Source organism: Persicobacter diffluens (assembly GCF_036244895.1).
Lineage (GTDB): Bacteria > Bacteroidota > Bacteroidia > Cytophagales > Cyclobacteriaceae > Persicobacter > Persicobacter diffluens.
Map to the genome: position 1 here is coordinate 2,415,228 of NZ_BQKE01000001.1, position 25,934 is coordinate 2,441,161.

Sequence of the window (25,934 nt, forward strand, 5' to 3'; positions counted from 1 at the left end):
AATGGTTTAGTCTTTAAAAAACTCAGGTCGTCAAGGTGGTATAATTCAGCTCAGGCGATAAAAGACTTTCCTGGGCAATCACCACCGAAACCCTAAATTTATAGCTTGTACCCCCATTCAAAGGTGAAAAAGTATAATTATTCGCGGAAACCTCTACCGATTCCAAAAGTACGCCACTGTCACTATACCTTCTTAAGATATATTTGACGGCTCCGGGAACTGCATCCCAGGAAAGCGTAAGCTCCCTTAGTCCTCCATTATCGATATCTGTCACTACACTTAAATTGGTGGGTGCTGCCAACTGGCTGGTTGGTAAGCTTTCCACATTTGAAAAAACGGAGAGCACCCCTCCTCCCCGGCTGGAGAGGACGCGAACAAAGTAGGTCGTGTAATCCTCCAGTCCGCTTATGGTGAAGCTGGTTCCGGAAGTTACTGTGCTTCCCTTTCCTGTGGCAAAAGCGTTATCTTTCGCCCACTCCACATAATATTCGGTCGCCTCGGTGATGGCACTCCAGGATACATCCAGGCTATTGGTAGTGGCATTGTTCAGGGCTATGGTTGGCGCTGCCAAAGTCAAGGTCGAGAAGGAATTGTTGGCAGATACGCTTTCTTCTGCATTATAGCGCGCCACCACCCTTAACCAATAGCTCGTACCCGCATTAAGGCCTGAAATGTTGGCCGTTAAAACATCTCCAAGGGGCAGGCTGGCATAGGAGGAAAAGGAAGCATCCACATCCGTCCATTGTAACTCATAGGCATTGGCCTCCGTGGCGGCGGTCCAGGAAACGGTCGCCTGGTCGAAATCTATTCCTGTAATGGTCGGCGTCCCCGGCGTCCCCAAAGTCTTGGTCGTTATTTCTACCGTGGTGGAAAAGTCCGAAACAATCCCGGCAGCCTTCGCTCTAATTTTTGCAAAATACTTTGTGGACTGTTCCAGCCCCGATACTAATTGCGTCGTTTGTCCGGCACTTAAGTCAAATTTTAAGGTACTGGTAAAAGCGCTACTTTCAGATATCCATAATTCATAACCTTCATCGGCCTCGGTCATATTGAACCAGCTAGCGGTAAATTGGTCCACGGTTTCCGCTCCCAGACTTAGTCCATTTGGGGCAGCCAATTGCTGGGTAGTTCCCGAAACTGCCGGAGGGTAGACCGATGACTGACCATTGATCACGGAAGCCACCGAAAAGTAATAAGTCTTATTCTGATCCAGATTATCGATCGTCCATTCGGTCGCGGTGCCGGGCAGATTCAAAACCAATCCATCCGAAAGGTCCGCCATTTGCCCATATTTTAACAAAAAGCCGGTTTCCTTTCCATTATTTCCGGCATCTTTGGTCCAGTTGACTTTTAAGGAAGCATAGGTACTTTGGAATGCACTGGCCAATGTGGGGGCCAAAACGGTAGCGGTATTAACACTCACTGCCGGACTTTGAGCCGCAGACTGGTATCCGTTGTGAATTCCCTTCACCGTATAATGGTAAGTAGAAGACTGCTCCAGGCCGGACAAAACATAGGAAGTAACATTTCCTACATTCAGCTCCTGCGCACTTTCTCCATCTTTATTGTAGACCAAGACATAACCTTCCGTTGGGCTATAATCAACCGCTTGCCAGTTGGCTGTAAAGCCATCTGTTTCCACATCTGAAGCGGCAGCTAATTTGGGCATCGCAAGCGCTAGGGTGCTTGCAGACAAGACATTCGAATAAGCGGTAGAATAATCATTCACCCAGGCCTTCATTCTTACATAGTATTGAGTATCGGGCATTAAACCCGTCATCACTTCTGTAGCAGTCGCCCCATCCGTGATGATGATTTGTCCTGCAGCAGCAAAGGAATTATCCGTGGCATATTCCAGCGTATAGGAGGTTGCCTTGTCCACTACATTCCAATCCGCAGTTATCGTGTGGTGGGTAAAATCTTTTAAGTTGGTCAATACCGGAGTGGCCAAATCATCCGTCCCTCCACTAATTGCAGAGGAATAATCTGAGCGAACATTATTATAAGCACTTCTGATTTTGAAATGGTAAGTAGTGCCAGGCAACAGGTCATTAAAAGTATAACTATTACCATTAAGGTCAGCAATTACCTTTTGATCGGTAAAACCAGTATTGGTCGCATAGGCGATCTCGTAATTTTGCGCATCCGTTGCCGCAGTCCAGCTCAGGTTAATATTGTTAAAATCAACACTGCTTACCGCAAAATTAGTCGGTGGTAGCAGATCCAACGTTTGCGTAGAACTAACCGCACTTTCCACTTTATAGGTACCGGCATAAAGCCCTACTACCTTAAGACCATAAACGGTATTTTTTTCTAAATCGGTAAAGGTCCAACTGGTCAAATTGCCGGCATTGATCACCTCCGACTTACCTCCGGAAATATGAAGCTCATAGGAATCAAAATCCGTCCCGGACCAGTCTACTGTAAAAGCATCCTGACTAATGGAATGAACAGCGGTAATAACCGGAGCCGCCAGGGGATTGGTATTAAAGGTAACGACATTGGAGTAATCACTAAAATGATCTGTAATCCAGGCCCGCATTCTCAAATGATAGGTAGTGGCGGGCATTAAGCCGCTTAATATCGCCATAGTGGCGGCCCCATCATTTACCTCAAGCTGATGAGTTACTGCAAAGCTCGCATCCTCTGCATACTCAATGGTATAACGGCTGGCGTTGTCCACCAAATCCCAATTTACCTGGGCACTATTAAAACTGATATTGCTGGCGGCCTTCAGCACCGGCTTTTCCAATTCCAAAGTAGTCCCTAAAATTGCCGGACTGGAATAGGCTGATTGCTGGGTATTGTAAACGCTACGGATTCTAAAATAATAGCTGGTACCTGGCAATAAATTATTCATTTCATAGGTAGTTCCACTCAGCACTTCTGTTTTGGGAGACGCAGTAAAATTCGCATCCGTATCATATTGAATTTCATAGGACTGCGCATCAGTAGCGGCTGACCAACTAAGCTGAATGGTATTAAAACTCACGGCATCCACCTGGAAGTTGGCTGGCGCTAAAAGATCCAGCGTGCGCACAGGCTCGGCCAGGGAGGACACCTTATAATCTCCCCCATAAACGCCGGTCACCATTACTTCATAATCCGTATTTTTGGTCAGATTTGTCACTTCATAAGTGAAAACATTTCCTACGCGCTCCGTCTTATTCACTCCTCCGGAAATACTCACTTCAAATTCTTCAAAATTACTGGCGACCCAGCTTACCGTAAAGGCATCTTGGCGAATATTCGAAATCGTTAAACCGGCAGGAGCAGGAATGGCCGCAGTTTTGGTCACCATCGGATCAGAATAGGCACTGAAATGATCCGTAATCCAGGCTCGCATTCTCACATAATAATCCGAATCTGGTTTCAAATCCGTCAAAGCTATGGACAGCTGATTACCATCAGTTACCTCCACCTCATTCACGATAGAAAAGTCTGACTGCAAACTATACTGAATGGTGTATTTAGTGGCATTCTCCACTTGCTTCCAATGCGTGGTAAAGCCATTATAAAAAATATCAGTCGAAGCCAATAACTCTGGCTTTTCCAATGCCAAAGTAGCGGCATCCGCCGTGGTATAGGTATCAGATTTTTCGGTATCGAATAAGCTGTATAGTCTAAAGTACCAGTGCGTGCCTGCTTTTAAGCCTGTCAGTCTGAAGCTGGTGGAAGAAATCGTGCTGGTGGTAGCGTCTGAAAAAGAAGGATTGTCTGCCCAGACTAATTCATAGGCATTGGCGGTGCTTACCGCATCCCACTGCAAGTCCATGCTATTAAATGAAATATTACTAATGGTCAGGTTCGTTGGAGCAGTTAATTCCAGCGTGGTCACTTGTTCAGCATCTGACCATTCGGAAGAATGTGCATTATACCAACCTCTGACCCGGTAATAGTAGCTTTTATTTTTGTCCAAACCGGAAAAAGCATAATCCGTGGACATGCCCACTTTCATGGTCGGTTCTCCCCCAACAGTGGAACTTTCCCCCAACCAAATTTCATATTCGGTTTCATACCCCATACCGGAAGCTGCCCAATTCGCTCTGAATCCTGAGGCGGTAATATTATCTCCGGCGGCAATCACGGGCAATGCCAGTGCTGAGGTATTCAATTGTTCGATGCCGGAAAACTGGGAATAATAACCTCCCACCTTGGCTCTAAAGCGAACAAAATAGGGTTGATTAGGATCTAAATCCGTAATGGTATGCGCCAGACTTGAAGCGCTCAGTGTAACGCTTTTAGGGCTGGAGAAATTATTATCAGTGGCCCATTGCAATTCATATTCATTGGCCAAATTCACTGCTTCCCAGGAGGCATCGATCGCATTATATTGAGCATTTTCTAATTTTAAACCGGTAGGTTCCACCAAAATCAAAGTCGACAATTTGATTTCCGCACTGACCTCTGAAGTTTCGGCATTATGATTGGCCCGAATTCGGAAAAAACGGTCCGTTCCGGGACTCAAATCACTAATGAGATAACGGGTTTGTCCCGAAGGGATGGACACCGGAGTAGCCGAAGCATTATTAGCCGTGCCGGAAATGTAGAGGGTGTAGGAGGTCACGGGCGTCACCGCATCCCACTCTACCTCCATGGAGTAAAAATCCACGGCTTTTTCTCTTAAGTTTTCAGGGGTGGGCAAATCAATCGTCGCCTGTTCTTTGACAACAGAATAGGCGGAACGATTTCCTTCAAAAATTCCCCGAACCCTAAAATAATAAGTAGTATTCTTTTTAAGGCTGTTGAAGGTATAGTTATTCCCGGATACATTCAGGACATTGACATCCGTGTTAAAATTTTCATCGGTGGAATATTCCAACTCATAAGCATTGGAATAAGGCACCATGGACCAGGAGAGGATGATTTCATCCGGTTTGGTAGAATTGCTGCCTGTGATTAGCGGAATTTCCAACGTCTTGGTGAATCCTTCCCGCACCTCCGAAATTGGAGAGCTGTGCCCCTGATAATGCGCCTGAATCCAAAAATAATAAGCGGACTCCGGAGTTAAAGCGGTGATGGTTTGGTTATTCCCATAAACAGGAATGGCTACCGCAGCCGAAAGGTCATTTGTCTGCGACCAATAAAGGGTATAATTTTCCGCCTCAAATTCACCGGCCGAAACGGTGGGCCAGTTTAAGGAGATTAAGGTGTAATCATTCCCCACCACAGCAGGAGGCATAGGTTGCCCGAAAAATAAGGTCTGGGCGGCAAAAGCGGTGGGTACGTCTGAGTACTCATTTCCAAATCTGGAGTACAACCTAAAATAACGGTGGGTGCCCGGTTGTAAGCTTTGCAAAAGATAAGCATTGGCACTTAATTCCAACACCACGGGTTCATCAGAGTAGTCGGATTCCTCATAGATGGCCAATCGATAGGCCGTTGCATCTGCTACTAATCCCCAATTCAATTGCATCGAATTGAAAGTCAAATCAACCGTAACTGTTGATGGATCCGGAGAATGTAAACCTAAGGTCTGAGCCTGCTTAGTTGAAGACCAGGCAGAGGCATACTCCTTAAAGAGGCCCTTCACCCGATAATAATAGGTCGTACTTTTACTTAAATTATCCAGCAATACATCCGTGGCGCCACTAACCAGGACATTGACACTGTCTGACCAATCCGCCTGCGTTGCATATTGCACGATATAGTCACCACTGGACCCCTGCCCCTGATAATCCACCACGGACCAAGTCGCCCTGAAAGCATCAATGGCTTCTTCGGAAGAGCTCAGATCAGCAGGAACCGCTAAATCTACAGTCAAAAACTCCGCCGAAAGAGCAGTATAGTCAGAATAATACATCTGTCCCGCCTCATCATATACTGCCCGAACCGTGTACTTATAGGCGGTACTATTGGGGACTAAATCATTGGGAGTTGTGAAAAATGCCTCCGTAGAACCACCTGTCCGAAACTCTCCCTGATCAAACCTGCTGCTTTCTTCGAATAACACCTCAAAGCTTACCGGAGCCACATGATCAAATTGGTGATTCCATTTTAATCGCGCGGTATCATAGCCCACCTCATAAAGTAAGGAAGTGGGTGCATTCAGGGTCTCGGTAGAAAAAGGATTATCCAACACCTGGCTGGCTTGGGACTCTACCCCTTCAAAAACACTTACGATCTTGATTTGATATTCCTGCCCCGGCTCTAACCCTTCCAGAAGGGTCGTATTTTGGCTGGCCAATACCTCTTTTGTTTTGGCTTCCGTTTCCGCTTCTCCCTCTTTATAATAAAAGATTCTGTACTTATCAACTTCTGACTGCGCATCCCAAACTAATTTCAACTTGGTCAGAAAAACCTCACTTACCCTAAAGCCGTTAGGCGTCGGCACACTTTCGGTGATAGCCCCGGCTGGATCAGAAAAATCACTTTCATAACCAAGATTAGGTTTATTATTCCGGGCTTTTACCCGAAAGGTAAATTCGGTATCTGCTGGTAAAGCGGTAAAGGTATAGGTTGTTTCTGCTATGTTCGTTGCCTGTTTAAAAATAGATCCGTCTTCAGATCTCAATTCCGCATCATAATGGGTGGCCGCCTCCACCGCATCCCAACTGATGGTGATGGTATTTTTGGTATGGCTATGCTGAAGATTAATAGGCGCCGGAAAAACCAGTGTTTGGGCCGCTACTACCTCAGAAAAATCAGAAATGGTATAATCATTTTCGACATAAACCCTGAAATAATAAACACGTGCTTCAGAAGCCTTAGAGGCCTGCAAACCATCTACCAGTACCTGCACCTTTGGTTGAGTCTCTTGCTGCGCATTTATTTTTATTTCTTTAAAATATTCCCCATCGTCCTGAGAAAAATCACCATTAGAGGAAATCTGCAGGAAATAAAAATAACCGGTATTGACCAAATCCCGATCCCATTGAATTTGCACAAAATCAAGCCCTTCCTCTAAGACCTGTAAAGCATTCGGTGGATAAATCTCATTAGTTTTGATCGCCTGATTGGCTGCCACCTGAAAATAATCCACAGATCGTACAGAATCCGAAGGAATCAATTGTTCATTTTTATACAAGCCATAAACCCTTACCCAATACTCGGTATCCGGATTCAAATCATTGATGGACTGCATTTGATTCTCTCCCAGCGGAATATCCTGATTTCTGGAAACGATGGGAGAACGATCTTTACGATAATCGTCCTGATAACCTGCTTCAGGGGCATGTTCGAAAAGCTGAATAGCATAATGCGTAGCTCCTTTGGTCACTGGCCACGAAAACTTAATAGAATTGGTATTCTCCGCATTTAAGGGAGTAATTCGGGATATTGCCCCATCCTCATGAACTTCATCTGAAATGCCGGCCAATCTTAAAGGCGCTATCTTGACATTGGCAATGTCCGACATCTGAGATTGACCAAGTGCAGCATTAGTAGACTGCAAAACTTCTACCGCCACTTTGAAATCTCTCCCGGGAACCAGACTTTGAAAATCATCAATTTGAACTGAAGTTATCCCTGCATCATTGATTGAAACCACTTCAGGGTCTGCCAACTCCCCCTGGTCATTATCATCAATTTCATAATAAACCTTATAGGCACCCGCTCCTAAAATGGGATCCCAATTTACATGAAGAAAATAGGAACTATCAGATACTGCAGTGAATACCGGTTTTGGAAACAGAAATTCCGGCGTTTCCAAAACGCAACCAACAAGCACAGCCATCAAAATGGCAAATACAGATAGGTAATGACTTATCCTTCGGCCCTTAAATGCAGTCATGGATAAAGGTTGATATTGGGTTGATGTAAGGTTGAAATAGGTTTTAAAAATTAAAACCAATTCGAATAAAAAGAATAATTCAGATATTTTAAAATCAATCGCTTAAAAAATATAGAAATAATCTTAATCTTACTTGGATCAGGTACAAAATAGTGCAATTTGAGAATTTCTCAAGAATCCACAAGCCCCCTCTGAAACCCTGAAATAAAACCGCACAATGCACTAATCTTCAGTTTTTTAAATCTCCCCTTCAAATCCACACGCTTTATTTGGCTTCAAAATTTAAAAAAAACAAAACAATTTTTAATGAGAAAGTACAAGAGTGACTTATTTCTGTAAAATTAAAATAACATTAAATCCAGCACCTGTCTCGCTGGGAACTACATTTAATATGAGGTAAAAAATTCCCCAAAGCATTTAAAAAACTAATGCACTCCATTCTGTAAAAAAACAAAAAAAGGCACCCCAATTGGGATACCTATTGTTCTTATTATTGTAGAGTTATATTAATTGAAATCTTTAAGCGGCATATTCTCCTAAGCGAAAAGAGTGGAAGACAAATAGCGATCACCTCTATCGCATATTATACATACCACTACCCCTTCCTCCAGAGTTTCCGCTAAACGAACCGCTGCAGCTACGGCTCCCCCACTGCTCATCCCACCAAATACGCCTTCTTCCTTGGCTAATCGGCGCGCCATAATGGTGGCATCCTCCTGCGATACTTCGATCGTCTGATCCACTCTCTCTGGTTCGAATATTTTGGGTAGATATTCTTTCGGCCAACGACGAATACCCGGAATTTTGGAACCTTCTGTTGGTTGCACCCCCACAATCTGCACCGCTTCAGACTGCTCTTTGAGGTAGCGGGAAGTCCCCATGATCGTGCCCGTTGTGCCCATAGCGGAGACAAAATGCGTCACTGTACCTTCTGTATCGCGCCAGATCTCGGGGCCCGTGGTTTTATAATGCATGCCGTAATTATCCGGATTATCGAATTGATTGAGCATGAAATAGCCTCCCTCTTTTACTTTCTCCAGGGCATAATCACGCGCACCCAGCATACCCGCTGAAGCGGACACGAGCGTCACCACTGCCCCATAGGCTTCCATGGTTTTGACACGCTCCGCCGTGGCCGTCTCTGGCATGACCAGCTCAATTTCCACGTCCATCAATCGGGCGATCATGGCCAGGGCAATACCTGTATTCCCGGAGGTCGCCTCAATTAATTTCATTCCCGGCTTCAAATCCCCACGATCTATAGCTCCTTTAATCATTCCATAAGCCGCCCGGTCTTTTACAGAGCCACCCGGATTATGTCCTTCTAATTTGCCATATATCTTAACGGTAGGCTTTGGACTCAAATGCGCCAATTCTACCAGTGGTGTATTTCCTATCAGTGACAGTAGGTCTTTCATATTATGATTCTTTCACAGATCCGTTTGATTGATTATCAAATTTATGACAATATTCGAAATAAATACAAATTCGATCACCAACCAATGATTAAAGCCAATAATCTACCGGTGAAATCAAAATGATGACGAAGGAGCGCAAAAAAAATGGAGAACCGGTGGATAAATGCTTTTACCCTCCGATCCTCCCGATCATCTGTTTGCTTAAATGTACTTTCAATTTCTTTTTCACCCGAAGCAGGATGACAAGACTGCATCAATATTCACTCCTATTCAAAAATGGCGGTTTGGATCTCCCCTCCAGACTTCACCCATGCACGGTACATGCCGGCGCTGTTGAAAACCAATGCAATATTGCCTTCTCCATCTAAACCGATGATGCCGCCTTCACCACCACGCTCAACCAATTTTTTCATGACCACCTCCTGCGCCGATTTCTCCAAAGACTTGGCACCATAGTCCATACGCGCCGCAATGTCAAAAGCCACCACATTTCTCAAAAAATATTCCCCGTATCCTGTACAGGAGATGGCGCAAGTATCATTATCTGCATAGGTACCCGCACCGATCACTGCACTATCCCCAAGACGGCTATATTGCTTATTGACCAAACCACCGGTAGAAGTTGCGGCCGCCAGGTTACCGTCCATATCTAAAGCCACCGCCCCAACGGTACCAAATTTCCTTTCTCCATCATGATCCACCAACATCTCGCCTGTTTCGCGGGCGGCTTCCCATTGTTTTTGCCGACCAGCCGTCAGAAAATATTCATCTTCCACTATTTCCAGGCCTTTCTCCGTGGCAAAGTCTTTGGCGCCCTCCCCATGCAGCATGACAAATCGCCCATCCTTGAGCACTTCTTCCGCCAGGGCTACCGGATTTTTCACATTCCGGACTCCGGCCACCGCCCCGGCTTCACCGGTTTCTCCACACATGATGGACGCTTCCAGCTCAAAACTCCCCTCATGATCCAATACGGCGCCTTTGCCTGCGTTGAACAATGGGCAGTTTTCGAGGGAAATTACTGCCATCTTCACCGCTTCTACGGCAGTTCCGCCATTTTTCAATATGGCTTCTCCTGCTAATACAGCAGCGCGTAGTCCTTCATCAATGGCCTGTTGTTTTTCAGGCGTGATTTCTTCCGGCAACAAAGTACCGGCTCCTCCATGTATCGCTAATGCAAATTGCTTCATACTCTTCCTCAGTTATGCACTTCTCTTAAATCAATTTCTTCTCCGGGCAGATATATCTTTAAACCCAGATTCTGGTGGCCCAGCTTTTTTTCATGCCTACTTTTTTTCCCGGATAAGGCCCTGATCCAAACGACCTGACTCTCGCCCACCACCAGTCCTTTTTCGCCTTTCACATATAGGGCTGTAGACTCGTCAATCCCCACGCAAATTTTGGAGGGGTATTCGATCGCCGTTGCAATCAAACGGTTATAACGTGACCGCTTAATGAAATGCTGATCTACAACGACATGCTGCAACAGGCCTAAACCTGGTTTATAAATCACATTCTCCTCCTCTATATGGCGATTGGTGTCTCGGTAATCCGGATAATGTCGTTCATCTCCGGAGATCATCTGCTCACTCATCAAGGCGGCTCCGGCACTCGTACCGGCAATCATTGCCCCATTTTGATAGGCGGTCTGAATGACCTGCTTCATGGGTGATCCCTGAAAGGTGGCCATGAAGCGGTTTTGATCTCCGCCAGTCATATAAATCAGGGAAGCATTTTTCAAACTATCCGCCCACTCCTCCTGATAAGCTCCTTGTAAAACACCTACATTACGAAATCCAAGCGCATCAAACTGCTTCAAAACATAATAAGCCGAAGAGTCTGGCTCACCACTGGACTGTGGCAAAATGAGGCCGTAGCCTTTTTCCAGCTTGGCCTTATCCGTCATCTCCTTCATCAGGGACAATGGACGCTTACCTCCACCGATAATGAACAGGCTCCCTTTGGGATGCTGGGCATCACAGGTAGTACTCAACACCAGCACCATCAGGCTAAGCAGTATTAAAAAATTTCTCATAGTGTAAAAAAGCCTGCCGGACAAAGCCGACAGGCTAGTCAGTATTTATCCGTTTTTAGTATAAACCTAGTCCCAAAGCATAAGGACGCAAAATACCATTCGGTGCATCAGCAGCCTCTAATAGCATCATCGGCTCTGATCCATCCAAATTAGCACACCATATTACACCATCGGAACCATCGTCTTCAGTACCACGATCCGTCCAGTAAACTTTTTCAGTAATAGGATCTGCCACAATTCCCCAAGGAAAGTTTACAGTATAAGGAGCTAAGGCCTGAGCCGTTTCTGTAGCGATATCGTAGATCACCCCACGATCTTCGATATAGTCGAAATAATATAATTTACCATTCAAGTAAGAAATCGCTCCGGCATCCACATCCGCAACCACCAATTCCAAACCAGTACCGTCAAGGTGAACGCGGTATACGCCACCACCAAAATCCAAACCATCATTACAGAAATAAATCCAATCGTTTTCGGCATCATAGCTTAAGCCTAAAGGCAATGATTCACCACCCAAAACTTCCACCAACTGCGAAGGATTACTTCCATCCAAATTACTAGAGTAAATACCTCCGATTGCTCCCCAGAAAATTTTTGATCCGATCACGGTAATTCCCGCAGGATAATCGACGAATGGGGCATCAGCCTCATCAGCAATATTGAACAACACCTCTTTATCACCGTTCACCAAAGCATCATATTTAAAAATGATACCATCTTCATGCCCCACCACAAATAATGTCTCATTTTCCAAATCCGCTGAAATACCGTAAGGCTTAAAGTGATCTGCTCCGAAAGACTGTACTACTGGTGTTTCTGCCTCCTCATCCAATACCACCATATGAATCATACCCGTTGCTCTGTCAGTATAGTAAAGCGTTGGCAGACGACCACCTAGTGGATCTTTAATGATGATCTGCTCCGTTTTGGTATCCTCACGACCATCTTCAGCAATCGCTGTAAGACTTACCGTATACGTACCAAAATCCTCGTACAAGAAGGTAGGATTTTCCTCAGAGGAAGTCCCGTCTTCCACACCGAAATCCCATTGGTAAGTAGTAGCCGCCAAAGACTCATTTGTAAAAGTCACTGTTGCTGGCGCGAAGCCCTCATTGTCTACCGTATAGGAAAAATTTGCTACGACAGAAGCCAATGGCGGTGCGGGCTCATCGCCTCCACAAGATGCCAAGATCATCCCGATCAAGGCAAAGAAGCCAATATTTTTCAACTGGCGAAAAAGGTTAATCATTTTCATGTTTTTTGATTAAAGGTTAAGGTTATAAGTTTTTGGATTTCCCAGAAGGTAGCGCTCTTAGCCACCTCTGGGAAAATCAGGGTAATTCAATGGGGTAATTAGTAACCAGGATTTTGATCTGCTTCAGAGATCAGTTCATTGGTTTGAATTTCAGCTAGGGGGATCGGGAAATAACGCTCGTTCGGTAACATGCCGGAGATCAAATCAAAGCTTTCCGTGCGACAAATATCCACCCAACGGTGTCCCTCAAAGCACAGCTCTTTTCTTTTCAATTCCAGTATGGTCTTCACCGGACGACTGCCCAAATTGCGCACCTCCATGCCTGAGCGCTCTTCTACTGTATTCAATAAGGCTAGGATTTGGCTTTCTGCCGACATCCCCTCCAGCGCCCATAAGGCTTCTGCCATGATGTAATACATTTCAGAAAGACGGAATACGACCACAGGATCAGCCCCGCCGGAAACATCCGAATATTTGGCCACCCCTGAGGTGACTTGCTGACCATCCAAAGTGGGGATATCTCTGAAGATGAAATCCTTGCGGGCATCACCAGAGGAATAGGCATTGAACAAGGATTTGGTGTAAGCCACTTCTCCTCTTCCCCCTACACTTGTTGGAGATAAATAATAACCCATACGGTTACGATCCTGAATGCTATAGTTCAATGCGAATAGAATCTCGTCGTTTTCCGGGCTTTCAAAAACGGTGCTGTACGCTCCCATCAAATCAAAGGCAGCGGAAGATTCCAAAGTGGCCGCTTTATCAAAAGCACGTTGGTATAGAGCCCCTGCGGATTGCCCATTTTGCGCTAAAAAAGTGGCATAATACAAAGAAGTTCGCGCATCCAGCGCTATGATGCCGGACAAGTTCATGAACGATCGTCCCTCTACCGTGGCACTAAATTCTGCCACCATTTCCAGATCAGCCAGGATATTTTCATATACTTCGGCTTCCGGAGTACGGGCAATGTCCAGTCCCTCCAAGCCCTGTACGGGCTGATCACGATAAGGAATGGCACCGAAAAGTTGCACCAAATTCAAATGCGCCAAAGCACGCAATCCATAGGCTTGTAATAAAAATTGTTCTCTTTGTTCTTCCGTCAAATTACCCAGGCTGTTGGCTTTTGCAATCACCACATTCGCCTGGTTAATCGCCGTATAACTTTGGGCCCAAATCCCTTCGGTTACCGCATTATCCGCCAAAATATTGCGGTTACTGATTTGCTGATAATCCAGAGAAGTACCGGTTCTTTCCGCATCACCGGAGGCCAAGGCTCCGACAATGTATAAATCCCGACCATACAAACTGTTGGACTGAAAGGCGTCATACACCCCTAACATTGCAGATTGTAAACCTGCGGCATCCGTAATGGCCTGATCGGCCGTTACCGCATCCACGGGCTGTACATCCAGCAATCCATCACAGGCCGAAAGACCGGCACCAAAGAATAGAAAAAGATAGATTATTTTAAAGGATTTCATAGCGATTCATTAAAGGGTTAAATTGACACCAGCCACAAATACTCTTGGATTAGGATAGGTAAAAAAGTCCGTTCCTAATCGCACATCGTCATCTCCGGCATAATTCACCTCCGGATCCAAACCGGAATAATTCGTCAATGTCCATAGGTTCTGTCCACTGACATAGAAGCGACATTTTCTCAAATGAAGCTTTTCCAATACCGGCTGTGGCAAGCTGTAACCCACTGTCAGGTTTTTCAATCGCAAGAAGCTCCCATCTTCCACAAATCTGCTCGATGTCCGGTTGTTATTGTTCGGATCGTTCGCCGTCGCCCGTGGGATATCGGTAATATCTCCCGGTTGTTGCCATCGATCCAGAATGGTCGTCATCTGATTATCGGCTCCCTTCATGGATTCCAGATAAACGCGGGTACCATTGTAAATATCATTGCCATAAGAAAATTGGAAAAATAACTGCACATCAAATCCCTTCCAGCGCAATTGGTTATTCCAACCCCCGAAAAGCTCCGGATGAGGATTTCCAATGACCGTACGATCCTCAGTGGTGATTTCTCCGTCCTGATTCAAATCGGCAAAGACCATATCACCGGTGGAAGCATCCACACCTAGGGCCTCAAAGCCATAAAAAACACTGATCGGACTGCCTTCCTGAATGCGGTTGGATCCGCGACCAATATTATCGATCGGCTGACCGTTGTACAGTTTTAAAACCTCATTTTTATTGGAGGCCAGGTTCAGACTGGTATTCCAATACACCGATTTGGATTGCGCTAGCACATCGTAAGACAACTGCAACTCCCAACCCTTATTCTGCATCGACCCAACATTGGACATCACAGAAGAATAACCACTGGACAAGGGCAATGGACGGGAAAGCAACATGTCCTCCGTTGTCTTGATATAATAATCGAAACTGCCACTCAAGCGGTCATTCCACCAGCCCATATCCAAACCGACATTGGTTTGAATTACGGTCTCCCATTGCAAACTTTCATTCGGTAATTGAGAAGGGCGAATACCCGGCTGTCCGTAATAGTCCGATCCTGAAGAGAACAAGGCTTGATAGCGGAAGTCGCCAATGGCGTCATTTCCGGTCAGGCCATAGCCCACTCTTAATTTTAAGTTGGAAAGGTTTTTACGCCCTTGAAGAAAGGACTCTTCAATCGCGCGCCATGCAAAAGAGGCTGCAGGAAATAAACCATATCGGTTATCATTTCCGAATTTCGAGGAACCATCGCGACGTACACTGGCAGTAAACAGATATCGATCCGCGTAACCATAATTCACTTTGGAGAAATAAGAGTTGATTCCTCTGTCCAAACCATAGCTGTCCGCAGCTACAATCTCCGAGGCCGAAGTGATGTATTCAAATTCCGGACGGGAAAAGTTCTGTCCTCTCAGGAAGTTGGTTCGTCTTTGATATTGTTCCGCACTCCAGCCCAACAATACATCCAATCGGTGCACATCCGCCCACTGTTTGTTGTATCTCAGCGTGGCATTAACGGTCGCATTCAAGCTTTGGCTATTGGCATTAAAACCTAATCCATTATAGGTCGCTCCCTGACGAGTGGTCACCGGATCATAGCTATGCTCACGAAGCTGATAATAATCGAAACCTCCTTTAAGCTGGAAATTCAAATTAGAAATAATCTCATAATCCAGATAAACATTCCCCAAACCTCTGTAACTGTAGGCCTTATTCACGGCATTCTCCGCAATAGCAACCGGATTGGCGTAAGGACCATCTTCATTGAAGCTACCATCCTCATTGCGCACCGGATAAATGGCCGGCAATGATAAGGCATTGGGCAAGGGAGCGTTCAACGATTGGTCTCCTTCAATACGATCGGTATCCGAATAGGTGAATTGTAAACTACTTCCCACTTTTAATTTTTCGGAAAGCATATGATCAAGATTCAGGCGTAAGGACATTCTTTCATAAGCACTCCCCTTCACAATACCATCCTGCCTGAAATAACTTCCCGAAAGGAAATAACTCGTTCTTTCATTCCCGCCCTGAGCAGATAGATCATAATTGGCTTGTGGCGCTAGCTGAAAAATCTCCGATTGCCAATCCGTATCGTGTTCGTAATTCGCAATGTATTCCGGCGAGTATTTCTCAAAACCCAACTGATCATTTTTATATTCAAACCACTGTTCCTTATTCAATAAGTCCAATTGCTTCCAGGCTTGCTGAATCCCGTAATAAGCATTGAAATTGATCACATCCTTACCATTCTTTCCTCTCTTGGTGGTGATCAAAACCACCCCATTTGCTGCCCGAGCACCATAGATCGCGGCTCCCGCCCCATCCTTCAGCATGGTGATGCTTTCAATATCGGAAGGGTTAAGATCAGATAGTGCGCTGATCGTTTGACCACTAAAACTCACCTGACTACCATTTTCAGACGTTACCGGAATTCCATCAATCACATACAAAGGTTGGTTGCCTGCATTCACAGAACCTACCCCACGCACACGCACAGACAAAGCACTACCGGGCGTACCCGAGTTTTGCGTCACCTGCACCCCGGCCGCCTGGCCGGAAAGCGCCGCATCCAAAGACCCCACAGCAAGGTCCTCCAGCTTATCACTTTTTACCACCTGCGTAGAGGTTGTCAGCATCCGCTTACTTTCAGCGGAATAACCCATCACCACGACTTCATCCAACTCCTGAGAATCCGACACGAGCTGAACATCCACGCGACTTTGAGTTCCGACCACCACTTCCTGGGTTTTCATCCCCAAAAAAGTAAAAATCAATTTTGCCTTTGGATACTCGTCCAGCTCCAACTGGTAAGCACCCGCAACATCGGTAATCGTCCCATAAGAGGTCCCTTTTACTTTAATGGCCACCCCGGGCAGGGCATCCCCGTTGCCGGCATCGGTCACTTTGCCCTGAATGGTTTGCCCCAGGGCCGGCATTGTTAAACATGGGAGGATAAGCAAGGCCCAAAGCAGGAAATGCGCCCTCCCGGAAATAAGTAGTAAATTGGTCATGTCAGGTTAAGGATTTTTGCTGATATAAATTTTTCCCTCTAGGTATTGTCCGTTTACTTGTCCATTGACAATATATAGTCCGGCAGGAACCACAGGCTGGCGAAAGAAATGATCGGAAGAATACCAGGCTTTCACCAGCCGGCCATCCTCATCATACAATTGCCAATATTTTTCTCCTGCACCCAGCGGGTCAGTGATTTTTGGAATACTATTTAATGGTGTTGGCGCTTCAGGCAATTCAGGTCGCGCCGGGTCATCATTTTCCGATAGGCTGCCCAAGGGATAAAGCTCCCCATAGCGCATGCTCGCCTTCATTTTTGCAAAGGAAATAATCTGACGATTACTATTGGCATCCGGTAGATAGCCTCCGTCCATGGCTTCTACGACCCATAAAGATTGTGCTCCTTCAGGTACCTCTAATACTAGTTGATCATCCACTATTGTGGTCTTTATAAAAGCCCGGGCATCGAGTGAGATGACACGAGACAAGGAGTGGGTCCATAAGCCATATTGATAGGCCGCCATTTCATTCTCGGCAAAATCCCCTTCCTCCAGAAAGGCATCCATCAACATCACGCCGGGTAATAAGCCTAGTCCCTGTTCAAATTTCAGATTTCCTCTATAAGCATGGTCATCGCGACTGCGGAGGTTATTACAAAAAACATCCCCAACAAATTTGATACTCGCCCCACCAGCCAGGATCGCCACTGAAGAAGTTTTTAACAGCGCCTGTAAATACGGGCCATAATTATCATCCTCCAACAATGCGGCTACCGCGGCATAATCATCGGTGGCTAAAACAATTTTGGTAATTTCAGGCAGCCACTTTCGAGTACCTTCCGGCCATTCATGATCAAGGACATGAACCTCTTCTTCTAAACTACCTTCTGAAAAGAAATTATTTTTAGCAAAAACTAACGTTTTACCTTCAATATTATTTAAAAATACTATAGATTTTTGGTTAACATTGGCATCATCCAAATTTCCAACCAAGGCCATCTCTCTATTGATAAAAGACTGATCAACTGACACATAAACTTTTTCGAATTGCGTCACAACCTCCTTAGTTTTTAAATCAAACTTTTGATTTTGCACTAACGAAACTATTTCAAAACTTTCTGCTTTTAGGGGACTATTTGCTTCTGCCGATAATGCCCCAGCAATGCCTGCAAAGGTCACGGCTCCGGTACCACTAACCGTCCCCACCCCTGTGGCATCTACCATCAGGGCGGTACGATCATCAACACCTACTCCCCACATTTCCACTCCCTTGCGCAACTGCATATACCCTAGCATGGACAGCATCCGAGGTAATCGTCCACGCTCGGCAAAATGTGTATCAGTAATAAATCCCGGTAGACAGGGCAATAGCTCCTTTTGAAAACGAAAATAACGCGCATCCAGGTTTTCCATGCCATCTACAGGTAGCAAACTTCCATTTTCAGCAGTAAAATCCCATTCGCCAAGAATGGCCATACCTGCAGAGGTCCCCCCAATAGCTGCCCCCTGTTCAAAGCGAATACGAAGCCAATCGGCAAAGCGGGAAGCCTGATAATATCGATAATACTTCCATTGATCCCCTCCTTTAAAAAAGAAGGCATCAAAGGAGGATAGCTGCTCAATAAGGGAGGCCTCATTGGCATTTGAGGCATCAATTTGAAAATGCCTGGCTTCCGCAGCGCCTAATGACACAAAATACTGCGACAGCCAGGAATCCTCTTCCGGGGCATAGCTAATAATCGCCACCTTCTTATTTTCTGCCTGCTGCACGAACCATTGATAAGGCGCATCGCTCCAGCCACCATGCTGTTCACTTCCTCCACCGACTAATAGCAGTGAGCCCTGTGCCAAAACATTAAATCCTGAAAATAAAAAGATTAGCCCCCACCAAAATGGAAGGAGTTTCATAAGTAGTAATAAAGGTTATAATAAATAAGACAAACTATTCCTGAATCCGGGCGGATTCAATTAAGAGGCGACTAATTGTCGAAAATAGGTTGCAAGCCCTGAAGAGAAAGCGACTTACAAAGAGGAATAGTGAATACTTTCATATTTATTTATAATTTCAACTTAACCGAATATAATGAAATTCTCACAAATGAGTCAAGTTTAAGATAAATTTTTAAGCAGTTTTTTGAAATTTTTAGGGCAAATACAAAAAGCTGCGTATTTTTATTACTAAAATTGAAAAATCCAAACGTCTATTTAATGAATAAATCCATACAGCTAGACATTTTTGCCTAAAAACGTAAAAAGCGAATCAACAATAGTAACTTTGGGTTCCAACGCCAACAAAGATCTATGTTCAATTCGCTTCACAGCAAACTTACGCAAGAATTTCCAAAATGGGGTAAAGCTTGCTGGAAAAATGTACTCGCTTTAAGTTTAGGTATCATCCGAAAAGGAACCGTATGTCTTAATAAAGTGAAAGATTGCATAGGTAGCATTTTAGAAAATCAGAGTACTTCCGCCTCTGGTCATTACAAACGCTTAACCCGCATATTTACGGAATATTCTGACACCCATTTATGGAGTGATCTATTGCAATTATCCGCCATGCATATGCACAAAGGTGGGGATTTTTTGATGGTCGATGGCACCAGCTGGACGCAAGGGGATCGTACTTTCCATTTCATGACCTTGGCAATTTTGTATAATGGAGTTGCTGTGCCGATCTATTTCATGAACCTGGAAAAAAAGGGCATTAGTAATCAGGATGAAAGGATTCAGTTACTTTCAGAAGCATCGAAGTTATTCAATCTACAAGGCAAAATTCTCTTGGCTGATCGCGAATACGCAGGACAGAAATTCATCAAATACCTTGAGGATAATGGCTTTAAATATGTGCTTCGGGTAAAAGAATCCAACTTTAAGACTCAATGGAATGAAAAATCCATGACAAAAGCGCAAATGATTTCAAAAGTCATAAATAGTAAGGTGAAGGGCAAAACGATGTCCGCTAAGATGAAGTTTGAAGCCGGAGACAATTGCCGGATGGTCATCAAGAAAAGTGAAGATCCGGAAAAGGAACCTGTGATTTTCCTTCTGACAAATCTATCTAAAAACGCATATAAAGTAGCTGAGGACTATCGGAAGCGATGGCAAATTGAGACATGTTTCAGACATTTGAAGACCAATGGTTTTGACCTTGAAAAAATGAATGTTCAGGGAGCAGATAGATGCCGGTTAATGATGGCTATTGTCGTTTTTGCATATTCGGTATCCATAGCTCATGGGTTGAAAAAGTACAAAAGTGTTAGTCTGAAAACTTATGCCAATGGTAAAAGGTACAGATCCATTTCCGTTTTTCGAAAAGGAGTCGAATGCATCGCAGAAGCTGATTACAGAATAGAAAATTGGGGCGAGTATATCCTGATTCACTTCTTAAGCCATGATCGGAAAATTTGCCCCAAATCAATAAATGTCTAGCTGTATGGAATAAATCCTCCAATAATTTTAAAGTACCCGATACTTTAGTCATCGTATTTTTTATTCTCCTGTTTTTCATAGGATTTACTCATATAATACCGGCAGGGGAATACCTTCGTACCGAAGTCAATGAGCGTACGGTATTAGTGGCCAACTCCTATCAGGAAGTAACCGCCAATCCACAGCCGCTGGTCAGCGTATTTACCGCTCCATTAAAAGGCTTTAGTGCTGCCGCAGAAATTATTGCCTTTATTTTATTCGTCGGGGGAGCCTTCGGGATTATTAACGCCACGGGAGCCATTTCCGCCGGACTGGCACAAGTGGTGAGCATTTGCCACAAAAAGCCTATTTTTCAATGGATTCTACTACCGGTAATCATCATTCTTTTTTCCCTGGCCGGAGCCACTTTTGGGATGAGCGAGGAAGTGCTGGTCTTTATCTTGATTACGCTGCCACTGGCCAAAGCTTTAAAGCTAGATCCTATACTGGGCGTCGCCATTCCCTTTGTGGGTGCCGGTGCAGGCTTTGCCGGAGCTATCCTCAACCCTTTCACCATCGGCATTGCGCAAAGTATAGCAGAAATTCCACTTTTCTCAGGATGGGAATACCGCACTTTGGTATGGCTGGTTTTCACCGGCATTACCGTGACTTATCTAATGCTATATGCCTGGCGCATTACCAAAGATCCGGATAAAAAACTTTTAGCCTTTGAAATAGAGGAGCAGGAAAATAAAACAATGGAAACCCTCACCCTCTCCAGAATGATCGTACTTTCTATTTTCGGTATGGGTATTGGCCTTTTAATTTGGGGCGTTTCCATCAAGGGCTGGTATATGGTGGAAATCGGAGGGCTGTTTTTGGGAATGGGCATCATTTCCGGGGTGATCGGACGATTATCCGCTGCAGACATCAACAAAGCCTTTGTTGGGGGAGCCAAAGAAATGATGACGGCTGCATTAGTCGTGGCCATGTGTAAAGGTATTTTGGTCATTGCTACGGATGGAAAAATCATCGACACCATATTGTATGCACTTTCTGATAGTGTGCAGGGCTTGCCGCGTTCGGTTTCGGTAATGGCCATGCTGGCCTTTCAAAGCAGCCTGAACTTCCTGCTTCCTTCCGGCTCCGGACAGGCCGCATTAACGATGCCCATTCTTTCCCCACTAAGTGACTTACTGGACATCTCGCGACAAACCACCGTTTTGGCATTTCAATTCGGAGATGGGCTGACCAACCTGATCATCCCTACCAGCGGGGTTACTATGGGTGTTTTATCTATTGCAAAGGTACCTTATCAAATATGGCTTAAATGGATGCTTCCGCTGATGCTGGTGTTATTCTTTGCCGCAGGCGCCTTACTTTTGATCCCGCTTTACTTTCAGGTTTGGTAAAGCCACAAAAAAACCGCTAATCACTTAGCGGTTTTTTTATTATTCCTTTAAATGCGATGAAGCCAAATGATGGCCGCTTAGATTTAATAAATCAATTCCAGCAACTTGCCCTCAACTCATTTGAGGCCTATTTCCGATGATTCAATCGCCTCCATATGGGCAAGCTTACTTACTCCTCCTTTCTCTGCCTGCTTGGAAATAAATCGAAACAGAAAACTATTCCTTCATTTTCTCCAGCTTGCAACTCAAGGAGGGTTAAAGCCTGAATCACCCGGCTTAACCCCCTTAACCCGAATTATTCACCGCTAAATTAATCAGATAAGCGCAAGTGGCTTATTTTTAGTTTATTATGATTTATTTTCTTTAGTTTATAATAGCCCAAATTTGGGCAAGCTTGCTTTCTCCTCATTCATCTGTTTCGTTGGAAAAAACTCGAAATAGGAAACTATTCCTTCATTTTTTCCGCCTTACAGCTAAACGAGGATTTAAGCCTGAATAATCCGGGTTAAGGATTATGGAAATTCAACTCCTCGGTATTGATTCACCAAAACCGGTGAAATGGAGGCGGCAAAATTATTATTAATCGCGCCTATAATTCCATTAGCAGCAACCGCATATCCTCTGGGTGTCAAATGAATACCATCGGTTGAAAAGGCTCCCCCGGTAATATAACCCCCTGTAATCGTCACCCCGTCCACATAATAGCCACGAATCACCTGATCCAATAATGGCTGAATATCATAATAAGCCAAATTGGGGTTGGCATCTGCAATGGACTTGATGGCAGCATTGAATGCTGTGGTAGCCGTTTTTACACTTTCAATTTCATTGGGATAATTGTCACTTCCGCCATTATCCAACACATATTGGGTGGGGATGGGCGCCAATAATGCACGCGTTCCGACCTCAGCTTCCGCTGCCGGCACCAAAACATTTAAATCTACCTGTCCTCCGGTAGCCAAGGAAACCTGACCGGCAATACGATCCAGTGTGGCGGCATCTGCACCCGCATTTCGTGCCCCCACATACTGTAAGGTCAGACCTGCCAGGGTGGCATCATCGCCGGTAATCAATCCTAAAACAATAATGAGTGGCGTAGGCACCGATCCCCCGGCCTCTACTGTAGCAATATCGGTTAACAGGGTCGTTACATTAGTCGAGTTCAAATACCCCATTCCATTTACCAAAATTTCATTTTGCACTTCCACAAAAGTCAACAAGGCCAAATCCTCTTCTGGTAAGAAAGCTCGAACGTCATTGGAAGTACCAGGCCCTAACTGAATCATAGGTAAATTGATTCCTTCCACGAAATTAGCCCCATTAAAGCCGCCTAATAAGTATAATAAATTCGCCTGATCCGCCGTTGCCTGATCAAAGGTTACCAAAGGTGCCACCGCTGGAGATTCCAGTAATGGCAATAGCGTCGCGTTCACCGTAGTAAAGTAGGCACCATCCAGGACATCAGGCACAGAAATCAACAATCCCTTCTGATCACCTGCGGTCATCACAGCAGTTAAAGCTGCATATGCACCGGAAAAAATTGACGTAGGCGTAATTTGATCCATCCAACCGGTCGAGGGGTCCGATGGACTTCCAACGCCCTCTACTCCACCGGAAGCCGCAAAGCCTAAAATATCATTATTACCCATCCACATGGTGAAAAAGGTATGATCGGAGGACGTCAGGACATCCTGATAAGATACTGGTGCGGATTCTCCAGGAAACATTCTGGCAAAGAAAGGATTAAAATCAGCATAATTAGGCACTGCCGCATCTACCACACGAATACCCGGAACGCCCATATTGCCAAAATTCGGGCCATTTGATAAATTTTGCAGGAAAGAGGGATCTGCTTCTTCCGCCTCTAAAACCGGCAAACCACTGGCGTCCAAACCCGCAAACCTCAAATAGCCGGAACCATTTCCCTGAACCTCCGGCTGAGAGAATGCTCCTCCTCCCACTTCACGCAATTGGTTGGCGATCATTAAGGGGTAGGACTGTTTTTGCACCTCTTCATACAAACCACCATCGGCATATCCGGCCGTCAGAGAATTTCCTACCGCGACATATTTGGAAAAATCAGCTGTTCCAGCCGAAGGCGAAGGCACATCCTGAATCTCCCGACAGCCCAATAATAAGGCTGCTCCGGCCAATAATTTAATATAGTTATTCATTAATTTCATGAGTCAAAATATTAGGCATTAAAACAAATAGGTCACCGTAACACCACCGATCAAAGCGGTAGACTTATATGTTCCCGGCATAACTTCCTGTACCGGACCATTCACATCCGTCACATTACCATCGGCATCGAAGCCGGCAATGGTACCCGCATTGGCCGCATCAGCAAAGGACTGTCTTCTCTCCTGCCCATTTACCCAAAGAAAAGAGGCATCCACCCTTAAATGCTCAGTGGGCATCCATCCAAAGCCAAAGGTTAGATTGGTTCGATCCGCTCCGGGCGTTTCCGGTGTCATATAACCATCCTGAACAGGCGTTTGGTCATAGTAAATCCCCGCTCTTAATGCCCAGGCGGGAGTCAGTAAATACTCCGCCCCTAATTTAAATTGTAGCGCATCTTTATAATCACGAGGGGAAGAGGTTCTGAGCTCGCCGTTGATAGGATCTACAAAATCAAAAGTCAGAGACTGGTAAGCCGACCAACCCACAATATTACCCTCAAAGCCGATGGTCACTTTTTCATCCGGTGTTACCGTTACCCCCACTGAGGCCACTGAAGGCAAAGGTAAGGTGGCATCAAACTGAGTACCTCCCTCCGGGAATAGGCCCGTGACATAAATGGATGCCGGAATATTTTTAAAAGTCACATCGCCTCCTTTCACTGCTGCATCTACCTTCGAGCGATAGCTAAAAGCCAGATTCACCATTTCTGAAGCCTGGAAGTAAAGCCCCACATTATAACCGAAGGCAATATCAGCGGAACCATCCAGCTCAATACCCGCATCAGGACCCACCTGAGGAATGCCTCTTTGAAGGTTTACGGAACCCGTGGAAATCACCAATCCGGCCCCTACAGAAAATCTGTCTGAAATACGGTAAGACACCGTGGGCTGAAAAAAGATGGCCTGCAAATCAATGGATTGCAATAGCGAATTCCCTTTCCAGGCAGGATCCCACTCCACAGAAGAACCATAAGGCGTATAAACCCCCAGGCCAAAGGCCCAATTACTATATTCCCCCTCACTGTTTTTGGGCTGAAACGCCCCATAAACATGAAATGGCGTACCCAGAGGGGAATCCGTAGTAGTGGTATAACTGCTTCCGGGAGTTTCTGAATCCCAATAATTGATCTTTGAATTAATGATATTCACCCCAAGGGCAACACCACTTTGGCGCGCCATAGCTAAGGCGCCGGGATTCCAAAAAACGCTGGAGGGATCAGGTTGCAAGCCCACCCCAAGGTTACCCATCGCCGTGTTGCGGTTACCCTGCAAAAGCACCTGGTAACCCGCGGCCATAGTTTCCATGCCTATCATTACAAGCATGCCGAGTAGTAATACTCCTTTTTTCATAAGTAGGAAAAAGTTTGTTTTAGGTTAAATCAAACGAAGGCATTGTCGATCAGGAAATTTTCACCCCCCATCATGCTCAACAGGAAATCAGAAAAACAATTATTAACTCCACTATTCATACACCAAAAAGGAAACTAATAGCTTAATAAAAGTTTAACCCTGAAGATACCATCGATCCGGGAAGTATGTTTCCCATCGCCAATACATTACGCTTATTATAATTTATGCATAATTTTTTTGGGAAAAAATTCAATATTGAAAAAAATATCCTCCTTTTGTGAAAATAGTTTCCGACCCCGAAGATAAAATCCTTACAAAGCGAAAGCGGCTAAAATGGAAACCCAATAACCTAAATTGGTTTTCGAATTTTAAAAAAGACATAAAAAAAACTCCTGGGTTGGAGGAGTTTTTTTTTATAACTGACCGCTTTTATTGGATCATGCCCTTAGCCCGGCTTTTGCCTTAATAAGCCGGATTATCCCTGCTGAACCCAAATTATGCATGCTTAAATACTCGTTTAGCTGCAAGGCTAAAAAATGACGGAATTTTTCCTAATTCAAGTTTTTCCAAGAAAACGGATGAAAGAGGAGAAAGAAAGCCTGCCCTGATTTTGACAATTATTAATCAAATAAAATACTGTTATTGCTTCGAGAATAA

At 44.9% G+C, this 25,934-nt stretch carries 12 protein-coding genes; 2 read left to right on the forward strand and 10 right to left on the reverse strand.

What is annotated here, in order from left to right:
- Positions 1 to 22 precede the first annotated feature (22 nt).
- From AAA970_RS09755 to AAA970_RS09790, 8 genes are all read right to left on the reverse strand, one after another.
- A complete protein-coding gene (locus AAA970_RS09755) occupies positions 23 to 7,732 on the reverse strand; it encodes a fibronectin type III domain-containing protein (protein WP_338236972.1) in 7,710 nt (2,569 codons plus the stop codon).
- Positions 7,733 to 8,268: 536 nt separating this feature from the next.
- Positions 8,269 to 9,150, reverse strand: a complete 882-nt coding sequence (gene cysM, locus AAA970_RS09760) for a cysteine synthase CysM (protein ID WP_053405435.1) — start codon at positions 9,148 to 9,150, stop codon at positions 8,269 to 8,271.
- Positions 9,151 to 9,416: 266 nt separating this feature from the next.
- Complete coding sequence (locus AAA970_RS09765; protein WP_338236973.1) at positions 9,417 to 10,340, reverse strand: isoaspartyl peptidase/L-asparaginase family protein; 924 nt, start codon at positions 10,338 to 10,340, stop codon at positions 9,417 to 9,419.
- 8 nt (positions 10,341 to 10,348) lie between these two features.
- Positions 10,349 to 11,185 (reverse strand): cyanophycinase, encoded by an 837-nt coding sequence (locus AAA970_RS09770; protein ID WP_338236974.1) that lies wholly within the window; start codon positions 11,183 to 11,185, stop codon positions 10,349 to 10,351.
- A 55-nt stretch (positions 11,186 to 11,240) separates the two neighbouring features.
- Complete coding sequence (locus AAA970_RS09775) at positions 11,241 to 12,437, reverse strand: PKD domain-containing protein (RefSeq protein WP_338236975.1); 1,197 nt, start codon at positions 12,435 to 12,437, stop codon at positions 11,241 to 11,243.
- A gap of 104 nt (positions 12,438 to 12,541) precedes the next feature.
- The gene (locus AAA970_RS09780) at positions 12,542 to 13,924 is read right to left on the reverse strand and encodes a RagB/SusD family nutrient uptake outer membrane protein (RefSeq protein WP_338236976.1); all 1,383 of its coding nucleotides are present in this window, start codon (positions 13,922 to 13,924) and stop codon (positions 12,542 to 12,544) included.
- Between the two features lie 9 nt (positions 13,925 to 13,933).
- Positions 13,934 to 16,924, reverse strand: a complete 2,991-nt coding sequence (locus AAA970_RS09785; protein WP_338236977.1) for a SusC/RagA family TonB-linked outer membrane protein — start codon at positions 16,922 to 16,924, stop codon at positions 13,934 to 13,936.
- A 6-nt stretch (positions 16,925 to 16,930) separates the two neighbouring features.
- Positions 16,931 to 18,832: a cyanophycinase gene (locus tag AAA970_RS09790; RefSeq protein WP_338236978.1), complete on the reverse strand. Its 1,902-nt coding sequence runs from the start codon at positions 18,830 to 18,832 to the stop codon at positions 16,931 to 16,933.
- 393 nt (positions 18,833 to 19,225) lie between these two features.
- On the opposite strand from AAA970_RS09790, the gene AAA970_RS09795 reads away from it, so the two are divergent.
- Both AAA970_RS09795 and AAA970_RS09800 read left to right on the forward strand, forming a co-directional pair.
- On the forward strand, positions 19,226 to 20,353 hold the full coding sequence (locus AAA970_RS09795; protein ID WP_338236979.1) for a transposase: 1,128 nt from the start codon (positions 19,226 to 19,228) through the stop codon (positions 20,351 to 20,353).
- On the forward strand, positions 20,329 to 21,744 hold the full coding sequence (locus AAA970_RS09800) for a YfcC family protein (RefSeq protein ID WP_338236980.1): 1,416 nt from the start codon (positions 20,329 to 20,331) through the stop codon (positions 21,742 to 21,744). The genes AAA970_RS09795 and AAA970_RS09800 overlap by 25 nt, the downstream gene beginning before the upstream one ends.
- A gap of 512 nt (positions 21,745 to 22,256) precedes the next feature.
- Here AAA970_RS09800 and AAA970_RS09805 read toward each other — a convergent pair.
- Both AAA970_RS09805 and AAA970_RS09810 read right to left on the reverse strand, forming a co-directional pair.
- The gene (locus AAA970_RS09805; protein ID WP_338236981.1) at positions 22,257 to 23,927 is read right to left on the reverse strand and encodes a hypothetical protein; all 1,671 of its coding nucleotides are present in this window, start codon (positions 23,925 to 23,927) and stop codon (positions 22,257 to 22,259) included.
- An 18-nt stretch (positions 23,928 to 23,945) separates the two neighbouring features.
- Entirely contained in the window at positions 23,946 to 25,277 is a 1,332-nt protein-coding gene (locus AAA970_RS09810; RefSeq protein WP_338236982.1) for an OmpP1/FadL family transporter, read from the reverse strand.
- Positions 25,278 to 25,934: the final 657 nt, after the last annotated feature.